Annotated in this window: 17 protein-coding genes; 2 read left to right on the forward strand and 15 right to left on the reverse strand. The window is 64.2% G+C overall.

Annotation, left to right across the window (positions count from 1 at the left end; all coding sequences use genetic code 11):
* Positions 1-32: 32 nt before the first annotated feature.
* From rlmH to AAFN84_RS24050, 5 genes are all read right to left on the reverse strand, one after another.
* Entirely contained in the window at positions 33-512 is a 480-nt protein-coding gene (gene rlmH, locus AAFN84_RS24030; RefSeq protein WP_347517270.1) for a 23S rRNA (pseudouridine(1915)-N(3))-methyltransferase RlmH, read from the reverse strand.
* Between the two features lie 40 nt (positions 513-552).
* The gene (gene rsfS / locus AAFN84_RS24035; protein WP_347517271.1) at positions 553-1,011 is read right to left on the reverse strand and encodes a ribosome silencing factor; all 459 of its coding nucleotides are present in this window, start codon (positions 1,009-1,011) and stop codon (positions 553-555) included.
* A 37-nt stretch (positions 1,012-1,048) separates the two neighbouring features.
* Positions 1,049-2,353, reverse strand: a complete 1,305-nt coding sequence (locus AAFN84_RS24040; protein WP_347517272.1) for an MFS transporter — start codon at positions 2,351-2,353, stop codon at positions 1,049-1,051.
* An 84-nt stretch (positions 2,354-2,437) separates the two neighbouring features.
* Positions 2,438-3,025, reverse strand: a complete 588-nt coding sequence (locus AAFN84_RS24045; RefSeq protein ID WP_347517367.1) for a nicotinate-nucleotide adenylyltransferase — start codon at positions 3,023-3,025, stop codon at positions 2,438-2,440.
* 269 nt (positions 3,026-3,294) lie between these two features.
* A complete protein-coding gene (locus tag AAFN84_RS24050) occupies positions 3,295-4,578 on the reverse strand; it encodes a glutamate-5-semialdehyde dehydrogenase (RefSeq protein WP_347517273.1) in 1,284 nt (427 codons plus the stop codon).
* An 85-nt stretch (positions 4,579-4,663) separates the two neighbouring features.
* Between AAFN84_RS24050 and AAFN84_RS24055 the strand changes: the two genes are divergently transcribed.
* Positions 4,664-5,017, forward strand: coding sequence for a hypothetical protein (locus tag AAFN84_RS24055; protein WP_347517274.1), 354 nt, complete (start codon positions 4,664-4,666; stop codon positions 5,015-5,017).
* On the opposite strand, the gene proB is transcribed toward AAFN84_RS24055, so the two are convergent.
* Both proB and obgE read right to left on the reverse strand, forming a co-directional pair.
* A complete protein-coding gene (gene proB, locus AAFN84_RS24060; protein ID WP_347517275.1) occupies positions 5,009-6,142 on the reverse strand; it encodes a glutamate 5-kinase in 1,134 nt (377 codons plus the stop codon). The two genes, AAFN84_RS24055 and proB, sit on opposite strands and share 9 nt — an antisense overlap.
* A 217-nt stretch (positions 6,143-6,359) precedes the next feature.
* Positions 6,360-7,394: a GTPase ObgE gene (gene obgE / locus AAFN84_RS24065; protein WP_347517276.1), complete on the reverse strand. Its 1,035-nt coding sequence runs from the start codon at positions 7,392-7,394 to the stop codon at positions 6,360-6,362.
* Between the two features lie 102 nt (positions 7,395-7,496).
* On the opposite strand from obgE, the gene AAFN84_RS24070 reads away from it, so the two are divergent.
* Positions 7,497-8,360 carry an endonuclease/exonuclease/phosphatase family protein gene (locus AAFN84_RS24070; protein ID WP_347517277.1) on the forward strand — a complete coding sequence of 288 codons (864 nt, stop codon included), beginning with the start codon at positions 7,497-7,499 and terminating at the stop codon, positions 8,358-8,360.
* A 7-nt stretch (positions 8,361-8,367) separates the two neighbouring features.
* On the opposite strand, the gene AAFN84_RS24075 is transcribed toward AAFN84_RS24070, so the two are convergent.
* From AAFN84_RS24075 to AAFN84_RS24110, 8 genes are all read right to left on the reverse strand, one after another.
* Positions 8,368-9,666 (reverse strand): TRAP transporter large permease, encoded by a 1,299-nt coding sequence (locus tag AAFN84_RS24075; protein ID WP_347517278.1) that lies wholly within the window; start codon positions 9,664-9,666, stop codon positions 8,368-8,370.
* Complete coding sequence (locus tag AAFN84_RS24080; protein ID WP_347517279.1) at positions 9,666-10,130, reverse strand: TRAP transporter small permease subunit; 465 nt, start codon at positions 10,128-10,130, stop codon at positions 9,666-9,668. Before AAFN84_RS24080 ends, AAFN84_RS24075 begins: the two co-directional genes overlap by 1 nt.
* Positions 10,130-11,266, reverse strand: coding sequence for a TRAP transporter substrate-binding protein DctP (dctP, locus tag AAFN84_RS24085; RefSeq protein ID WP_347517280.1), 1,137 nt, complete (start codon positions 11,264-11,266; stop codon positions 10,130-10,132). The genes AAFN84_RS24080 and dctP overlap by 1 nt, the downstream gene beginning before the upstream one ends.
* Before the next feature lie 25 nt (positions 11,267-11,291).
* Positions 11,292-11,699, reverse strand: coding sequence for an OsmC family protein (locus tag AAFN84_RS24090; protein ID WP_347517281.1), 408 nt, complete (start codon positions 11,697-11,699; stop codon positions 11,292-11,294).
* 163 nt (positions 11,700-11,862) lie between these two features.
* On the reverse strand, positions 11,863-12,453 hold the full coding sequence (locus AAFN84_RS24095) for a GNAT family protein (RefSeq protein WP_347517282.1): 591 nt from the start codon (positions 12,451-12,453) through the stop codon (positions 11,863-11,865).
* 122 nt (positions 12,454-12,575) lie between these two features.
* A complete protein-coding gene (gene rpmA / locus AAFN84_RS24100; RefSeq protein ID WP_347517283.1) occupies positions 12,576-12,845 on the reverse strand; it encodes a 50S ribosomal protein L27 in 270 nt (89 codons plus the stop codon).
* Between the two features lie 79 nt (positions 12,846-12,924).
* Positions 12,925-13,542 (reverse strand): 50S ribosomal protein L21, encoded by a 618-nt coding sequence (locus tag AAFN84_RS24105; RefSeq protein WP_347517284.1) that lies wholly within the window; start codon positions 13,540-13,542, stop codon positions 12,925-12,927.
* A 251-nt stretch (positions 13,543-13,793) separates the two neighbouring features.
* On the reverse strand, positions 13,794-14,561 hold the full coding sequence (locus tag AAFN84_RS24110; RefSeq protein ID WP_347517285.1) for a TIM barrel protein: 768 nt from the start codon (positions 14,559-14,561) through the stop codon (positions 13,794-13,796).
* Positions 14,562-14,575: the final 14 nt, after the last annotated feature.

Here is a 14,575-nt window from a genome sequence, read left to right on the forward strand (position 1 = left end):
ATGATCGCCCGGGCCGGATAGCCTGAGACCTCTCAAGCCCGGTGATAGGGATGGCCCGAAAGGATCGTCACGGCCCGGTATAGCTGTTCGGCAAGCATGACGCGGGCAAGCTGGTGCGGCCAGGTCTGCGCTCCGAACGACAAGACGAGGTCGGCGCTCGCGCGGGAGGCCTCGTCGTGGCCATCCGGTCCGCCGATGGCGAAGACGAGGTGCCGCCGTCCGCCGTCCCGCAGATCGCCGATGCGCCCGCTGATCTCTTCGGATGTCAGGTTCCTGCCGCGTTCGTCGAGGAGGAACAATGCCGCGTCGCCGCGATGACCCTCGAGCGATGCGGCTTCCTCGCGTCGCCGCTCATCCGTGCCGCGCGCGCGGCTTTCCGAGATCTCGGCAACGCCAGCGAATTCGAGCCCGATCGAAGGGCCGGCCTTGGCCAGACGCCCGAAATACCGGTCGGCAAGCTCCCTTTCGGGGCCGGTCTTCATCCGGCCCACGGCGTGAACGCTCAGACGCATGCCTGCCTTCCCGCGATCCCGGCCCCTGGGGCCGCGAATGCTAGTGCACGGTTTCTTCCTCGAGGTCGGGAGCCTGCCACATCTTCTCGATGTTGTAGAACTCGCGCACTTCCGGACGGAACACGTGGACGATGATGTCTCCCGTGTCGATCAGAACCCAATCGGCCCCTGAGAGGCCTTCGACACGCGGAAAGCCCAACCCGGCATCCTTCATCGCCTGGATGAGGTGGTCGGCGACTGCGGCGACGTGACGATGCGAACGTCCCGACGCAACGACCATGTAGTCGCCGAGGCTGGATTTGTTCTGAATGTCGATGGATACGATGTTTTCGGCCTTGGAGTCGTCGAGACTGGCAAGAACGAGGTCGAGGGCACGGGAAATCTCGGCATTGCCGCTGATCCCGGCCGGCGAAGGCTGGATGTCCGCCTTCTTCCGCAATGCTGTTCTCAGTGTCTTTCCTTTCCAACAAGAACAAGCCGGTCGGCGCCCGTTTGGCATCCGACATCCATTAGATAGGCAGAGTCTGGCAACAGTTTCAAGACTTCGGCAGATTCGTGATGTCCGAGGCATCGGCCTCGCCATCCGTCGGCCCGAAGCCAAGCTCGACGGGAAGCGGCACCTGGCCCGTCATCGGCGCGAACGACCCGGTTTCTTCCGCCGGAACGGCAGGCGTGCGCAGGATCCGCAGGATCACGAAGACACAGAAAAGCGCAGCTATCACGATGGCTACCAGCATGAAGGCCTGCGTGCCGTAGATCGCCGTCAGGATGGTTCCCAGGCCAGGCACCACGAACCCGGATACAGACCAGACGAAGAGCATCGTGCTCGACAAGGTGACGAGGTCGTCCTTTGAGGCGCGGTCGTTGGCGTGGGCCGAGGACAGCGAGTAGATCGATTCCGATGCGCCGCTCCACACCATGTAGATCAGGATCATCATCCACAACGCGCCGCCATCGGTTATGCCCGCGGTGATACCAGCCACGACCACGAGCACCGATGCCGCGACGAGCACGTAGCGCCGGTCGGTGCGATCAGAGATCCAGCCGAATGGAAGCTGGAAGATCAGCGTCCCCAACGGCATCGCAAACATCAGCGTCGCCACTTCGGTCTGGCTCAGGCCGCTTGCCGTGGCATGGATCGGAGCGAAGCCTGCGACCATCATCGACAGACCGCCGACCGCCAGCATGCCGGCGACGCCCACCGGCGAAATCGCCCATGCCTGCCTGAATGCGATCGACGCACCTTCCGGCGGCGGCGGCGGCGGCAGGCGCGTCATGCCGACCGGCAGGATGGAGAGCGCGGTAAACGCCACGCCGATCAGCGGGATCGCGGCCCCGGCGATATCGAGAAAGCCCATCAGCCATGAGCCGATGCCCAGCCCGACAATGTAGCTGACATAGAAGATCGCCATCACCCGCCCGCGCACCGCATTGGCGACCGCGTCGTTGAGCCAGCTCTGCGCCACGATGAACATGCCGCAGATCGCGAACCCGTAGAGAGCGCGCGCCGCGATCCACACCACGGGATCTATCCCCGCGCCGATGATGGCATTTGAAAGCACGATCAATGCCGAGAAGATCATGAACGCGCGTGCATGGCCGACACGATGCACGAGACGGCCGGTCAGCAGGCACCCGGCGATGCCGCCAGCCGACAATCCGGTGAGGATCACGCCTGCCCAGGTCGGATCGTAGCCCGACAGTCCAAGCCGGACGGGAATGTAGGCGAACATCAGGCCGTTTCCGACCGCCGCCAGCGCCGTCGAGGCGATGACACCGGCCACCGCCACCAGATTGGCGGGCTGGGTCTCGGGAGCGGTGTTGGCGACGGCAGATTGCATTGACACAATTTGCGCCGGGACCCCGCTTAGCGCCGCGCCAAAAACGACATGGCTGGCGTGGACCGCACGATTGCGGCGGCTGGATCAAGCCTTGCCGGCAGCGCGGATCGCGGTCGACGACAGCGACGAGCGCGGCCCATGGATGAAGGTCCAGGCGGGTGCGCGCAACCGTGCAAGGAGGGCCGCGTCACGTTCGGGAATACGCGCATAGTCGAAGGTCCGCGCCATCACCGACGACATGAAGGACAGCGTCGATCCCGGCCTGTCGATCACCGCGATGGGCATGGTCATCGCGATCTCGCGCCAGCGCTGCCAGCGGTGGAATCCGGCCAGATTGTCGGCACCCATCACCCAGACGAAGTCCACGCCGGGATTGCGCGCGCGAACCAGCGCCACGGTATCGGCGGTGTAGCGGACGTTATGCGCGGCCTCGAAGGCGGTGACCTTGATGCGCGGGTCGCGCGCGATCGCATCCGACTGAGCGATGCGCTCGGCCAGCGGCATGATCTCACGCCCGGCCTTCAGCGGATTTCCCGGTGTAACCATCCACCAGAGCTGATCGAGCTGCAGCGTCCGCAAGGCGATCTCGGCGACAAGCGCGTGCCCGGCATGCGGCGGATTGAACGACCCCCCGAAAAGGCCAACCTGCATGCGCTTCTCGACATGAGGCATTCGGAGGTAGCGGGGTGAGACGCCAGATGCCGTCATCTGCGCGATATCCGGTCAGGTTGCACCCCTTCGCGCCCCCCTCTGTCCTGCCGGACATCTCCCCCACGAGGGGGGAGATCAGCCTTCACGTTGCTGGGAACCAATCCTGCAGCGGTGGTGTTTGGCCTGGGCCATGCCGACAGCCAATCTCCCCCCTCGTGGGGGAGATGTCCGGCAGGACAGAGGGGGGCGCGAAGGAACTCCAAACCTCAGCCGCTAAATGTCACGGGGCTTCACGGCCTTACCTGTCCCGTGCCGCGCACGCGGTACTTGAACGAGGTGAGCTGCTCGACGCCGACCGGACCGCGCGCATGCATGCGGCCCGTGGCGATGCCGATTTCCGCCCCCATGCCGAACTCGCCGCCATCGGCGAACTGCGTCGAGGCATTGTGCAGGAGGATGGCGGAATCGATCTCGTTGAAGAAGCGCTCTACCACTGCCGCATCTTCCGCGATCACCGCTTCCGTGTGATGCGAAGACCATCGCTCGACATGATCGATCGCCTCGCCGATGCCATCGACCAGCTTCACCGATATGATCGCGTCGAGATATTCGGTCGCCCAGTCCTGCTCCATCGCCGGCTTTGCCCCGGCAAACATGGATGTCACGTCTTCGCTGCCGCGAATTTCGCAACCCGCCTTTGCCAGAGCATCGAGGATCGGGACCAGATGTGTATCCTTCACCGCCCTGTCGACAAGCAGCGTCTCGGCAGAACCGCAGATGCCGGTGCGGCGCATCTTCGCGTTGACGGCGATCTTCACCGCCATGTCGAGCTTTGCGGACTTGTCGACATAGAGATGGCACAAGCCTTCGAGATGCGCGAAGACCGGCACTCGCGCCTCGCTCTGCACCCGTTCGACGAGGCTGCGCCCGCCGCGCGGCACGATGACATCGAGATTGCCGGCCAGCCCCTTGAGCATTTCGCCGACGGCGGCGCGATCCGTCGTCTGCACGAGCTGGATCGCATCTTCGGGCAGGCCGGCCGCCTTCAGTCCCCGGACGAGACAGGCGTGAATGGCGGAAGACGAATTGATCGAGTCCGAGCCGCCACGCAGGATCACCGCGTTGCCGGCTTTGAGGCACAGAGCGCCGGCGTCCGCCGTCACGTTCGGGCGGCTTTCGTAGATCACGCCGATGACGCCGAGGGGCGTCCTGACGCGCTCGATATGCAGGCCATTGGGACGGTCCCATTCGGCGATGATCTCGCCGATTGGGTCCCTCAACTCGGCAATCGAGCGGATTCCGTCCTCGATGGCTCGAATACGATCGGGCGTAAGTGTCAGGCGATCCACCATCGCCGGCGAAAGCCCGGATTCTTGGGCATTGGCAAGGTCGATCGCATTCGCATCCAGAATGGTTTGTCCGCCATCGCGCACGAACTGCGCCATCGCGACGAGGGCGGCATGCTTGCGCTCGGCCGATGCCAGCGCCAATGGTCGGGCCGCCGCGCGCGCGTTGCGGCCGACTTGCGCCATCAGCTTGGCGACGTCTTCGGACTCTCCGGCCTTCTCGAGCATGCCCGTTCTCCTTCCAGATGCCGCGGAGCTTTACACCTGCATGGCCATTGCTTCAATGTCGGCATTTCTTCGGGGGGAGAGAACGATGCCTTATCTTTCGAACGAGAAGCTGCGCTTGATGCGCAACAAGTACGATCATGACGTCGCACGCTATCTTGCGGAAACGGCGACGCGCAAATGCCTGATCAGCTATGGCGAACTCGGCGATGCGTTTGGGCGATCTGCCCGGGGCTGGGGCGATGTGCTTGGCGGCATAGCGCTCCGATGCCACGAACACGGTTTGCCGCTCCTGCCGGTCATCGTAGTGGAGAAGAAGTCGCGTCTGCCGTCAACAGGTGCGCTCCTGTACAAGGACCTCGGAATGATCGACGATTCCGCGGTCGCGACGATGCAACAGCGCTGTTTCGAGCATGACTGGTCGCGAACGCCGTTAGGGTGAGGCGGTCTCGGCATGCGCCGACATCACCATGTCGTCGCGATGCACCATGGCCGAGCGTGCCTCGTGGCCCAGCACTGCCTCGATCTCCGCCGTCTTGAGACCCGCGATCCTGACGGCGTCGGCCGCGTCGTAAGCTGCGAGACCACGCGCAATCTCGCGGCCCGACGGATCGAGCACCGCCACCGTGTCGCCGCGCGAGAAATTCCCCGACACCAGCGTCACACCGGCCGGAAGCAGGGACTTGCCCGACAACAGCGCCCTCACCGCGCCGGCATCGACGGTCACGCGGCCAGCGGGCTCGAGATTGCCGGCGATCCAGGTCTTGTAGCCGCGCACCGGGTTCGCGCTTGCTGCGAACCATGTCGCCCTCTCGCCTTTGTCGATAGCCGACAGCGGATTGGGGCGCGTTCCGGAGGTGATCACCATCGCGGTTCCCGCAACCGTCGCGATCTTGCCCGCATCGAGCTTGGTGCGCATGCCGCCACGTGAAAGTTCGGAGGCGGCAGCGCCGGCCATCGCCTCGATCGCCGGGGTAATGCGCTCTACGAAGGGGATGAACTCGGCGTTCGGGTCGATCGCCGGCGGCGCGGTGTAGAGGCCGTCAATGTCGGAGAGCAGCACCAGCAGATCCGCGCCCATCATCGTCGCGACGCGGGCCGCTAGCCGATCATTGTCGCCATAGCGGATTTCCGAGGTGGCGACGGTGTCGTTCTCGTTGATGACCGGCACCGCCTGCATCTTCAGCAGCGTCCCCACCGTAGCGCGCACGTTGAGATAGCGCCGCCGCTCCTCGGTGTCGCCGAGCGTCACCAGCACCTGGCCGGACTTGAGCCCATGCCGTGCCAGCGCGTCCGCCCATGCGCCCGCCAGCGCGATCTGCCCGACGGCCGCTGCCGCTTGGCTCTCTTCCAGTCGCAACGCGCGCGACTTGAGGCCCAGCATCGTTCGCCCCAACGCGATGGCGCCGGAGGAAACCACCAGCACCTCGGTGCCCTGCACGGTCAGCACGGCGACGTCATCGACCAGCGAGGCCAGCCAGTCGCGCTTGAGTCCGCTCTTGCGGTCGACAAGCAATGCCGAGCCAATCTTCACCGTGATGCGACGGAAAGAAGAGAGTTTGTTCATTGGCGGGACCGGAAGCGTCGCATCCCGTCGCGCCCCCCTCTGTCCTGCCGGACATCTCCCCCACATGGAGGGAGATTGGCTGTCACACCGGTATCCGCCAAACATGTTCGTTGGAGGACAGGCGACACGGGCTTTGAAATCTGATCTCCCCCCTCGTGGGGGAGATGTCCGGCGGGACAGAGGGGGGCAACGTAGAGCATCAACTTATCCCTGCGCCCTACTTCGTCCAGCGCTCGTCATCCTCGACCGGCGCTTCTTCCGCCCGAGCCTCCTGCACGATCGACATGAGCGCTCGCAGCGTTTCCTCGACGCCTTCGCGGGTGACGGCCGAGAGCAGGATCGGCGCCCGGCCGCAGGCGCGCTTGAGCGCCGCCACCTTCTTCTTGCGGGCGTCCGGGTCCAGCGTGTCAACCTGGCTCAACGCGACGATCTCGGGCTTCTCGTCCAAGCCATGGCCGTAGGCTTCGAGTTCGCCACGAACGGTCTTGTAGGCCTTGCCGGGATGCTCTTCCTGCGCGGACACGAGGTGCAAAAGGACACGTGTGCGCTCGACATGGCCGAGGAAGCGGTCGCCGATGCCGATGCCTTCATGCGCGCCCTCGATGAGGCCGGGAATGTCGGCGATGACGAATTCGCGCGCATCGACACGCGCCACGCCGAGGCCGGGATGGAGCGTGGTGAATGGATAGTCCGCGATCTTCGGCTTCGCCGCCGTCACCGTGGCGAGGAAGGTTGACTTGCCCGCATTGGGCAGGCCGACGAGGCCTGCGTCGGCGATCAGCTTCAGCCGCAGCCAGATCGTCCGCTCCTCGCCAGGAAGACCGGGATTGGCCCGACGTGGCGCCTGGTTTGTGGAAGTCTTGAAGTGCTGGTTGCCGAAGCCGCCATTGCCGCCCTTCGCGATCAGGAAGCGCTGGCCGACCTCCGTCAGGTCGCAGATCAGGGTCTCATTGTCTTCCTCGAATATCTGCGTGCCGGCCGGAACCTTCAGCGTCACGTCCGAGCCCTTGGCGCCGGTGCGGTTGCGCCCCATGCCGTGAATGCCGGTTTGCGCCTTGAAATGCTGCTGGTAGCGATAATCGATCAGTGTGTTGAGGCCGTCGACCGCTTCAGCCCACACGTCGCCGCCGCGACCACCATCACCACCGTCCGGCCCGCCGAATTCGATGAACTTTTCGCGCCGGAACGAAACAGAGCCTGCCCCGCCGTCGCCGGACCGGATATAGACCTTCGCCTGATCGAGAAATTTCATCGGATTGACAGCCTGTGGCTTGTTCTGGTTGTGGAGCGCCTGCTCTAACGCATGCGGGCGGCGGAATCACCTGTGAAAACGGCCTGACGGAGACGAAACGGCATGAAATGCGTCAGCTACAACATTCAGTTCGGCTTCGGCATCGATGCCCGGTACGATCTCGGGCGTGTCGTTGACGCCGTTCGGGGAGCCGACATCATCGCGCTGCAGGAGGTCACCCGCAACAGCCCGATGAATGGCGGGCGCGATCTCGTAGCGGACATCAGGGCGATGCTGCCCGACTATTTTGCCGCCTACGGGCCCAATTTCGAGGCGGATATAGGATCGCACGTCAAGGATGGCACCGCCGTCGATGTCCGGCTGCAGTTCGGCAACATGATCTTGTCGAAGACTCCGATCCTGCTGTCGCGCAACTTGCTGTTGCCGCGTACCCGCAGCTACGACAAGGTCAATCTCCAGCGCGGCGCGCTTGAAGCGCTGATCGACACCCCTTTCGGCCCCACCCGCTTCTATTCGCTGCATCTCGACCACCGCGGCACCGACGAACGCCTGCGCCAGATCGATTTCCTGATGGAGCGCCTGCTTGCCTATCCGCTGGAAGGCGGCGGCATCACCGGCATCTCGGAAATGGGCTTTCCCGAGCCGCCAGTGCCGGAAACCTATGTCGTGATGGGCGATTTCAACATGCTGCCGGGATCAGCCGAATATCACGCCGTCGTGGGCATGCCGGACCATGAATTCGGTACGCCCGTCGTCGCCACCCGCGCTGTCGATGCAGGCGCGCTGCCGGTGGGCGACACGCAGCCGACCTGTGTCAATCTCGAGGATCCATCAGACGCTTCGATGCACAAGCGGCTGGACTACTGCTTCGTCCATCCACTGCTTGCGTCGCGGGTCAAGTCAGTGCGCGTCGACGCCGGGGCCATCGGCTCCGATCACAAGCCGGTATGGATCGAGTTCGGCTGAGCCTCACTCAGCGCATCGTCTCCGGCAGCCAGGTCGCGATCTGCGGCACGTAGATCAGCAGCACCACGACCGCCAGCGAAGCGAGCACGAATGGCCAGACGCCGGCGAATATCCGGCTGGCCGGCACGCCGGTCGCCCGCTCCAGCACGAAGACGTTGAGCCCGATCGGTGGTGTCAGCATGGCGATTTCCATCAGGATCGTCAGGTAGATACCGGTCCAGATCGGGTCGTAGCCCAGCGCAACGGTGATCGGCAGAACCAGCGGCAGCGTCAGGATGAGCATGCCGAACGTGTCCATGATCGCGCCAAGCAGCAGGTAGACCAGCGCGAGCGCCAGCAGGACAACCTGCGGCGATGCATCGAGCCCTGACACCAGCCCGACGACCGCGTCGGTCAGCCGCGTCTGCACCAGGAAACGCGACAGGATGATCCCGCCGGTCAGGATCAGGAAGATCGCGGCTGACGTACGGATCGTCTCCTTGAGAGCGGCGCGCAGGGCCACGAGGCTCAGCCGCCGGCTTGCAAGCGCGATCAACACCACGCTCGCCACGCCGATGCCCGACGCCTCGGTCGGTGTGAACATTCCCGCATAGATGCCACCGATGACGACGACGAAGATGACGATGACCGAAACCAGCCCGACCGCGTGCGACGACAGTGGCCGTTCCGATTCACCCAGCGGCAGGCTGGCGGCCGACGCATATTGGCGCCGCTGCACCATCACGGTCGCGACGAATGCCAGCATCAGGATGAGGCCGGGGACGATGCCGGCGATGAACAGCGCCCCGATCGAGGTCTCGCTCCACACGCCGTAGATGACGAGGGGAACGCTCGGCGGAATGATGATGGCGAGCGTTGCGGCGCTCGCCACCGTCGCCGCCGCGAGCTTGTCGCTGTAGCCGCGCTTGATCATCTGGGGCACGGCGATGTTGCCCATCGTCGCCACCGCCGCCACGCTGGAGCCCGTGACCGCGCCGAAGCCGGCAGAGGCCAGCACCGTGGAGACGCCGAGGCCGCCCGGCAGACGTCGCAGAGCACGCTGCGCAAGCGCGAAGATGTCTTCCGCCAGCCCGGCATGGAAGATGAGCTGCCCCATCAGGATGAACAGCGGCACGGCGATGAACAGGAAATTGGTACCGTTGTCCCACAGCGCCAGCCCTACCTGTGTCAGCGCCTGGGATGGCCCCGAAAGCACCGCGTAGCCGACCGTGCCGGCGCCGAGCAGTGCATAGCCGACGGGCAGGCCCAGCAGCACGACGACCAGCATGCCGCTCATCACCACGATGCCGAGCGTGAGCGGATCCATCAGTCGTCTCCACGCACCGCGCGCGACGCGCGGACGAATTCCGCCAGCGCCGAAAGGCCGGCAGTGAGCGCCACAAAGCCGGCGAAAGGCCAGAAGCTGATCGCGATCATCTCGGCGCGGTCGCCGTACCGGAACATGTCCAACGCCATCAGGAGCACCGCATAGCCGATGGCGAGCGCGACAAGCCCGGTCAGCACATGGCGCAGCGCCACCCAGATCTGCCCTGCGCGGTTGCGGAAGAACCTGTCGAACAGCCCGACCCTGATGTGCTGATCGGCAAGGCCGACGCCCGGCAGCGCACCGACGACAACCAGCAGCAGGAGCAGTTCCTTAACGTCATTGCCCCACCGCAAGGGCAGGTTGAGCACGTAGCGCAGGACCACATCGGCCGCTACCAGCACGGCGAGCCCCGGCAGGATGAGATAGGCGATCCAGCCTTCGAGGAAGTCGATGACGCGCTGCATCATTGCGCTGCTGGAAGCAGGCCCTCTACCGGCTCGTTGACCGTTAGTTCGAAGATTTCCTCGGCACCCATGTCACCATACTCGGCTTCGAGACGGCGGATGTCGTCGATCAGTTCGCGCGCGGGCAGACCTTCAGCTTCGCGCGCCTCGATCCAGTCTTCAAGCACGGGTTCGAGCGCGGTACGCCAGCTTTGCTTTTCCTCATCGTTGAGTTCGATCAGCTCGACGCCATTGTCCGCATAGGTTTGGAGCGCCTGCTCGCGGAATTCGACACCGAGCCGCTGGCTGACGGCATGGCCGATATTCTGCTGGAAAGCTCCGAAAGTCGGCTTCAGCGCGTCCGGAAGACCCTCATAGGCCTCACGGTTGATGCATGTGTCGATGTGCTGCGCGGTAAGGCCGAGGCTGGTATGGAACTTCGCCAGTTCGTAGATCTTGAACGGCACGAAACCGGGGTCGACCCAGATCACCGCATCGGCGATTCCCTGCTGGAAGGCGGTGTAGATCTCCGGAAACGGAATGTTCAGCGTCGTGATGCCCAGCGCCTCCGCAGCCTCGGGCGGGAACCCCTGGGCAATTACGCGCAGGCCGCGAATGTCTTCGGGCGTACGGATCGGCTTGTTGCTCATGATGTCCGACACCCCGGCGATTGCCGTATAGCCGTAGAGCACGCCGCGGCCTTCCCACTCGGGAACGAAATATTTCGGCGCCAGCTCCTGGATGATGCGCGTGGCGGCAACGGGGTTTGCAGGCGTCACGAAGGGTAGCTCGATCGCCTTGTGAAGCGGGAAGCCACTGCCTTCATACGACGTGTAGCAGGCCGCATAGTCGCTGACCCGGTTGCGCACCGCGCGCCAGCCGTCGGCTGCCGCATGAAGTGTGCCGCCATGATATTCCTCGATGACGAGCTTGCCATCGGTCGCTTCCTTCAGCCAGTTGAACCCCTTGGTCCAGACCTCCGGCACCAGCGAGGCGGCGGGATTGGGCGAAGAAAACTTCAGCGTCACCGGGTCGCCGTCATAGGCAACTTCCGGCTCGGCTGCGGGTACCTTGTGCGCCAGCCAGTCCTCGACCGTGAACGCATGGGCGGGCATGGCGGCAAAAGCCAGCGCGAGGGATAGGGCGAGTCGACGCATATGGGTCTCCTGAAATCGCTGTTGTCTATGCCGCGCGTCCGACGACGAGCGTGTCGCCGGCGCGCAAGGTATTGCTGATGGTGCAGATGTCTTCGGCAGCCTCGATCAGCCGCTGCTGGACGGCCTCGTCGAGCGGATCGGAGAAATGCACGACGATTTCGAACCGCCCCAGGCGGCTAGGCTCGTCCTCGGCCTTGATCGCCTCGACCTCGACGTCGATCTGGCCGAGCGCGCCGATATCGGCCGCACGCGCGGCGATGCGCACGCTCGCGGCGATGCAGGCGGCAAGAGCGGCCGCCTGGATTTCGAGCGGCGTGAAGCCTTCGGCCCGCGGGGAAAACACCGCCTCGATGGACTGATCGCGATCGTTGCTGACGGTGCAGGATGCCGCCGTGGCACTGCTTGCCCACACCTTGGCTGATTTGACTGCCACTTTACCCTCACACTGTACCGAGCCGCGAAAATAGCATGAATTGACGCGGCGACAGAAGGAAAACCGTTCCGCTTCGGCCGGTTATCGCGATGTGACGGGTGCGTCCGGCGCGACTGCGCCGGATCGCTGTTCCGCCGGCATTTTCACCGGCCGGCGGATTGTTTCAGACCTGTCCCCAGCTTCTCAGGCTCACCCAGGTACTGCGGTCCAGCGAATAGCGCTCGACCGGTACGCGACCGGCCGCGATAGACTCCAGCATGCCCTGCCCGGAATACTGGAAACCGCATTTGTGGATCACCCGGCGCGAGGCCGAGTTGATCACCCTGCACGACACGTGAAGACGATCGATCGTGCTGGCGCGAAAGGCGAGATCGACCAGCACATGCGCAGCCTCCGTCGCGTAGCCGCGGCCCCAATAGGGTTCGCCGATCCAGTATCCGAGTTCCATGCCGTCGGGCCCGCCATGAAGGCCCGCGCATCCAATGAAGGCTCCATTGCCGGCGAGCGACACGGCATAGTTGCAGCCGCCGCGATCCTCCTTCCCGGCATTTGCGATGAAGCTCATTGCTTCTTTCGTGCCATAGGGGTGCGGCATGCGGCCGAGCATCTCGGCGATGCGCCTGCTGTTGGCGAGTTCCGCCAACTCCGCGACATCGTCGAGGTGCGGCGGCCGCAGCACCAATCTCTCGGTGACGAGGACGGGGCAGTCAATTCTGGGACATTCGTCCTCGACGTCTTCCTTCTCGGCAATCATCGTTCAGCCCTCCAAGGCAAAGAAAAAGGGGAGATGGCGACCCATCTCCCCTTGATCCTTTTCCGGACTGTCCGGACACCGGTTCCCGAGATGGGGCGCCGGTGTCGTGGTGCGGATCCGGCTTATTCCGCTGCTTCCTTGATCGGGTTTACCGATACGTAGGTTCGGCCATTGGCTTTGCGTGCAAAGGACACGGCGCCAGTCTCGACCGCAAAAATCGTATGGTCCTTGCCCATGCCGACGTTCACGCCCGGGTGCCACTTGGTCCCGCGTTGACGAATAATGATGTTGCCCGGAATCACGGCTTCGCCGCCGAACTTCTTGACGCCAAGGCGCTTGGACTCGGAATCGCGACCGTTACGCGAAGAACCGCCAGCTTTCTTGTGTGCCATCGTAGTGCTCCTTTGCGCTCCAGCGAGCGCCTCAATATCTCAATGCCCGCATTCGCGGGAAAATTCAACCTCGGCGATATTACTTCGCCAGTTCCTTGGCCTGATCGCGCCAGTCGCCGATCTGGTCGGCGCTGAACGGCATCGCTTCGTCGATCTTGGCGATGTCCTCGTCGGTCAGCGCGGCGATCTGCTTGAAGGTGGTGATGCCCTGCTCATTAAGCTGGCCAGCCGCCACAGGGCCGATGCCCTTGATCTCGGTCAGGTCGTCACCCTTGCCCTTCGGCGCCTTGAACAGCGGCGCTGCAGCCGTCTCGGCCTCGGCCGACTTGGCCTCTGCCTTCGGCGCTTCCTTCTTGGCGGCGGCCTTCTTGGAAGGCTTTGCGCCGTCGGTCAGGATCTCGGAGATGCGCACCGTGGTGAGCAATTGGCGATGACCCTGCTTGCGGCGCGAATTCTGGCGGCGGCGCTTCTTGAACGCGATGACCGTCTTGGCTTTGCCCTGCTGAACGACTTCGGCGGCAACCGAAGCGCCATCGATGAAGGGGGCGCCGAGCGTGACGTTTTCACCCTCGCCATAAGCGAGCACGGTGCCGAGCGTGACGATGTCGCCGACTTCGCCGACAATTTTTTCAATCTTCAGGACGTCATCGGCGGCAACGCGATACTGCTTGCCACCGGTCTTTATGACTGCGAACATTTTCTTGCCTTTCGCTGTTCGTTCCGGCCTCTAGCGAACGCCTTTCGGCGGTCCGGCCGTCTTTTTATTCAGTCGGTTTGGTGTCTGCGTTCTCCTGCGCTGCCGCGAAATCCTCGCTGTCCGCGCAAAGAACGACCGGCGCGGAGAGACCCCACGCCGGATTTGCGCTCCCGATACAGGAGCCGCCAACGCGAGTCAAGGCGAGCTGAGGACCCGCGACAGGGCGATCGTATGGTGATTTGCCGCTGGCATCACCGCATCCAGCCAAGCGAATCCTTCGTCCCGCTCGATGGACGATATTCGGCACCGGCCCAGCCGTCATAGCCGGATGCGTCAATCGCGGCGAAGACGCGCTCGAATGCGATCTCGCCGGTACCGGGCTCGTGCCGCCCCGGCGTATCGGCGAACTGGACATGGGCGATGCGCGGCAGGGCCGCACGGAAGCCCTCGATCAGGTCGCCTTCCATGATTTGCCGATGATAGAAATCGAACTGGACGGCGAGGTTGTCGCGCCCTGCCTCATCAAGAATGGCGATCGCCTGTGCGGTGCGGCGGACGAGGTAGCGCGGGACGTCACGCGTGTTGCATGGTTCCACCATCACCGTGACACCGTCCTCGGCGAAGATATCAGCCGCGCGCTGGAGGTTGCCGACCAGCGTCGGGGTCGCCTGAGCCTCGCTGACGCCCTCCGGCACGCGGCCCGAGAGCACATTGACACGCTTGCATCCAAGCGCCCGGGCATAGTGCCGGGCGAGGATCAGGCCCTCCTCGAAAGCCCGCTCCCGGCCAGGCACGCAGGCAAGTCCGTCGCCTCCGGTCATCAGGTTGCCCGCCGGCACGTTGATCAGCACCACGTCGACACCCGCGGAAGCGGCACGCGCCGCCACGAGATCGGCAGGATGCTCGTAGGGAAACTGGATGTCGACACCAGCGAAGCCGAGATCGGCGGCCGCGTGGAAGCGATCGAGGAACGCGTATTCGGTCAGCATCATGCTGGCGTTGATCGAAAAGCGCGGCATCAGCTTTTCCCCCG

The organism is Mesorhizobium sp. CAU 1741 (assembly GCF_039839275.1).
Lineage (GTDB): Bacteria > Pseudomonadota > Alphaproteobacteria > Rhizobiales > Rhizobiaceae > Aerobium.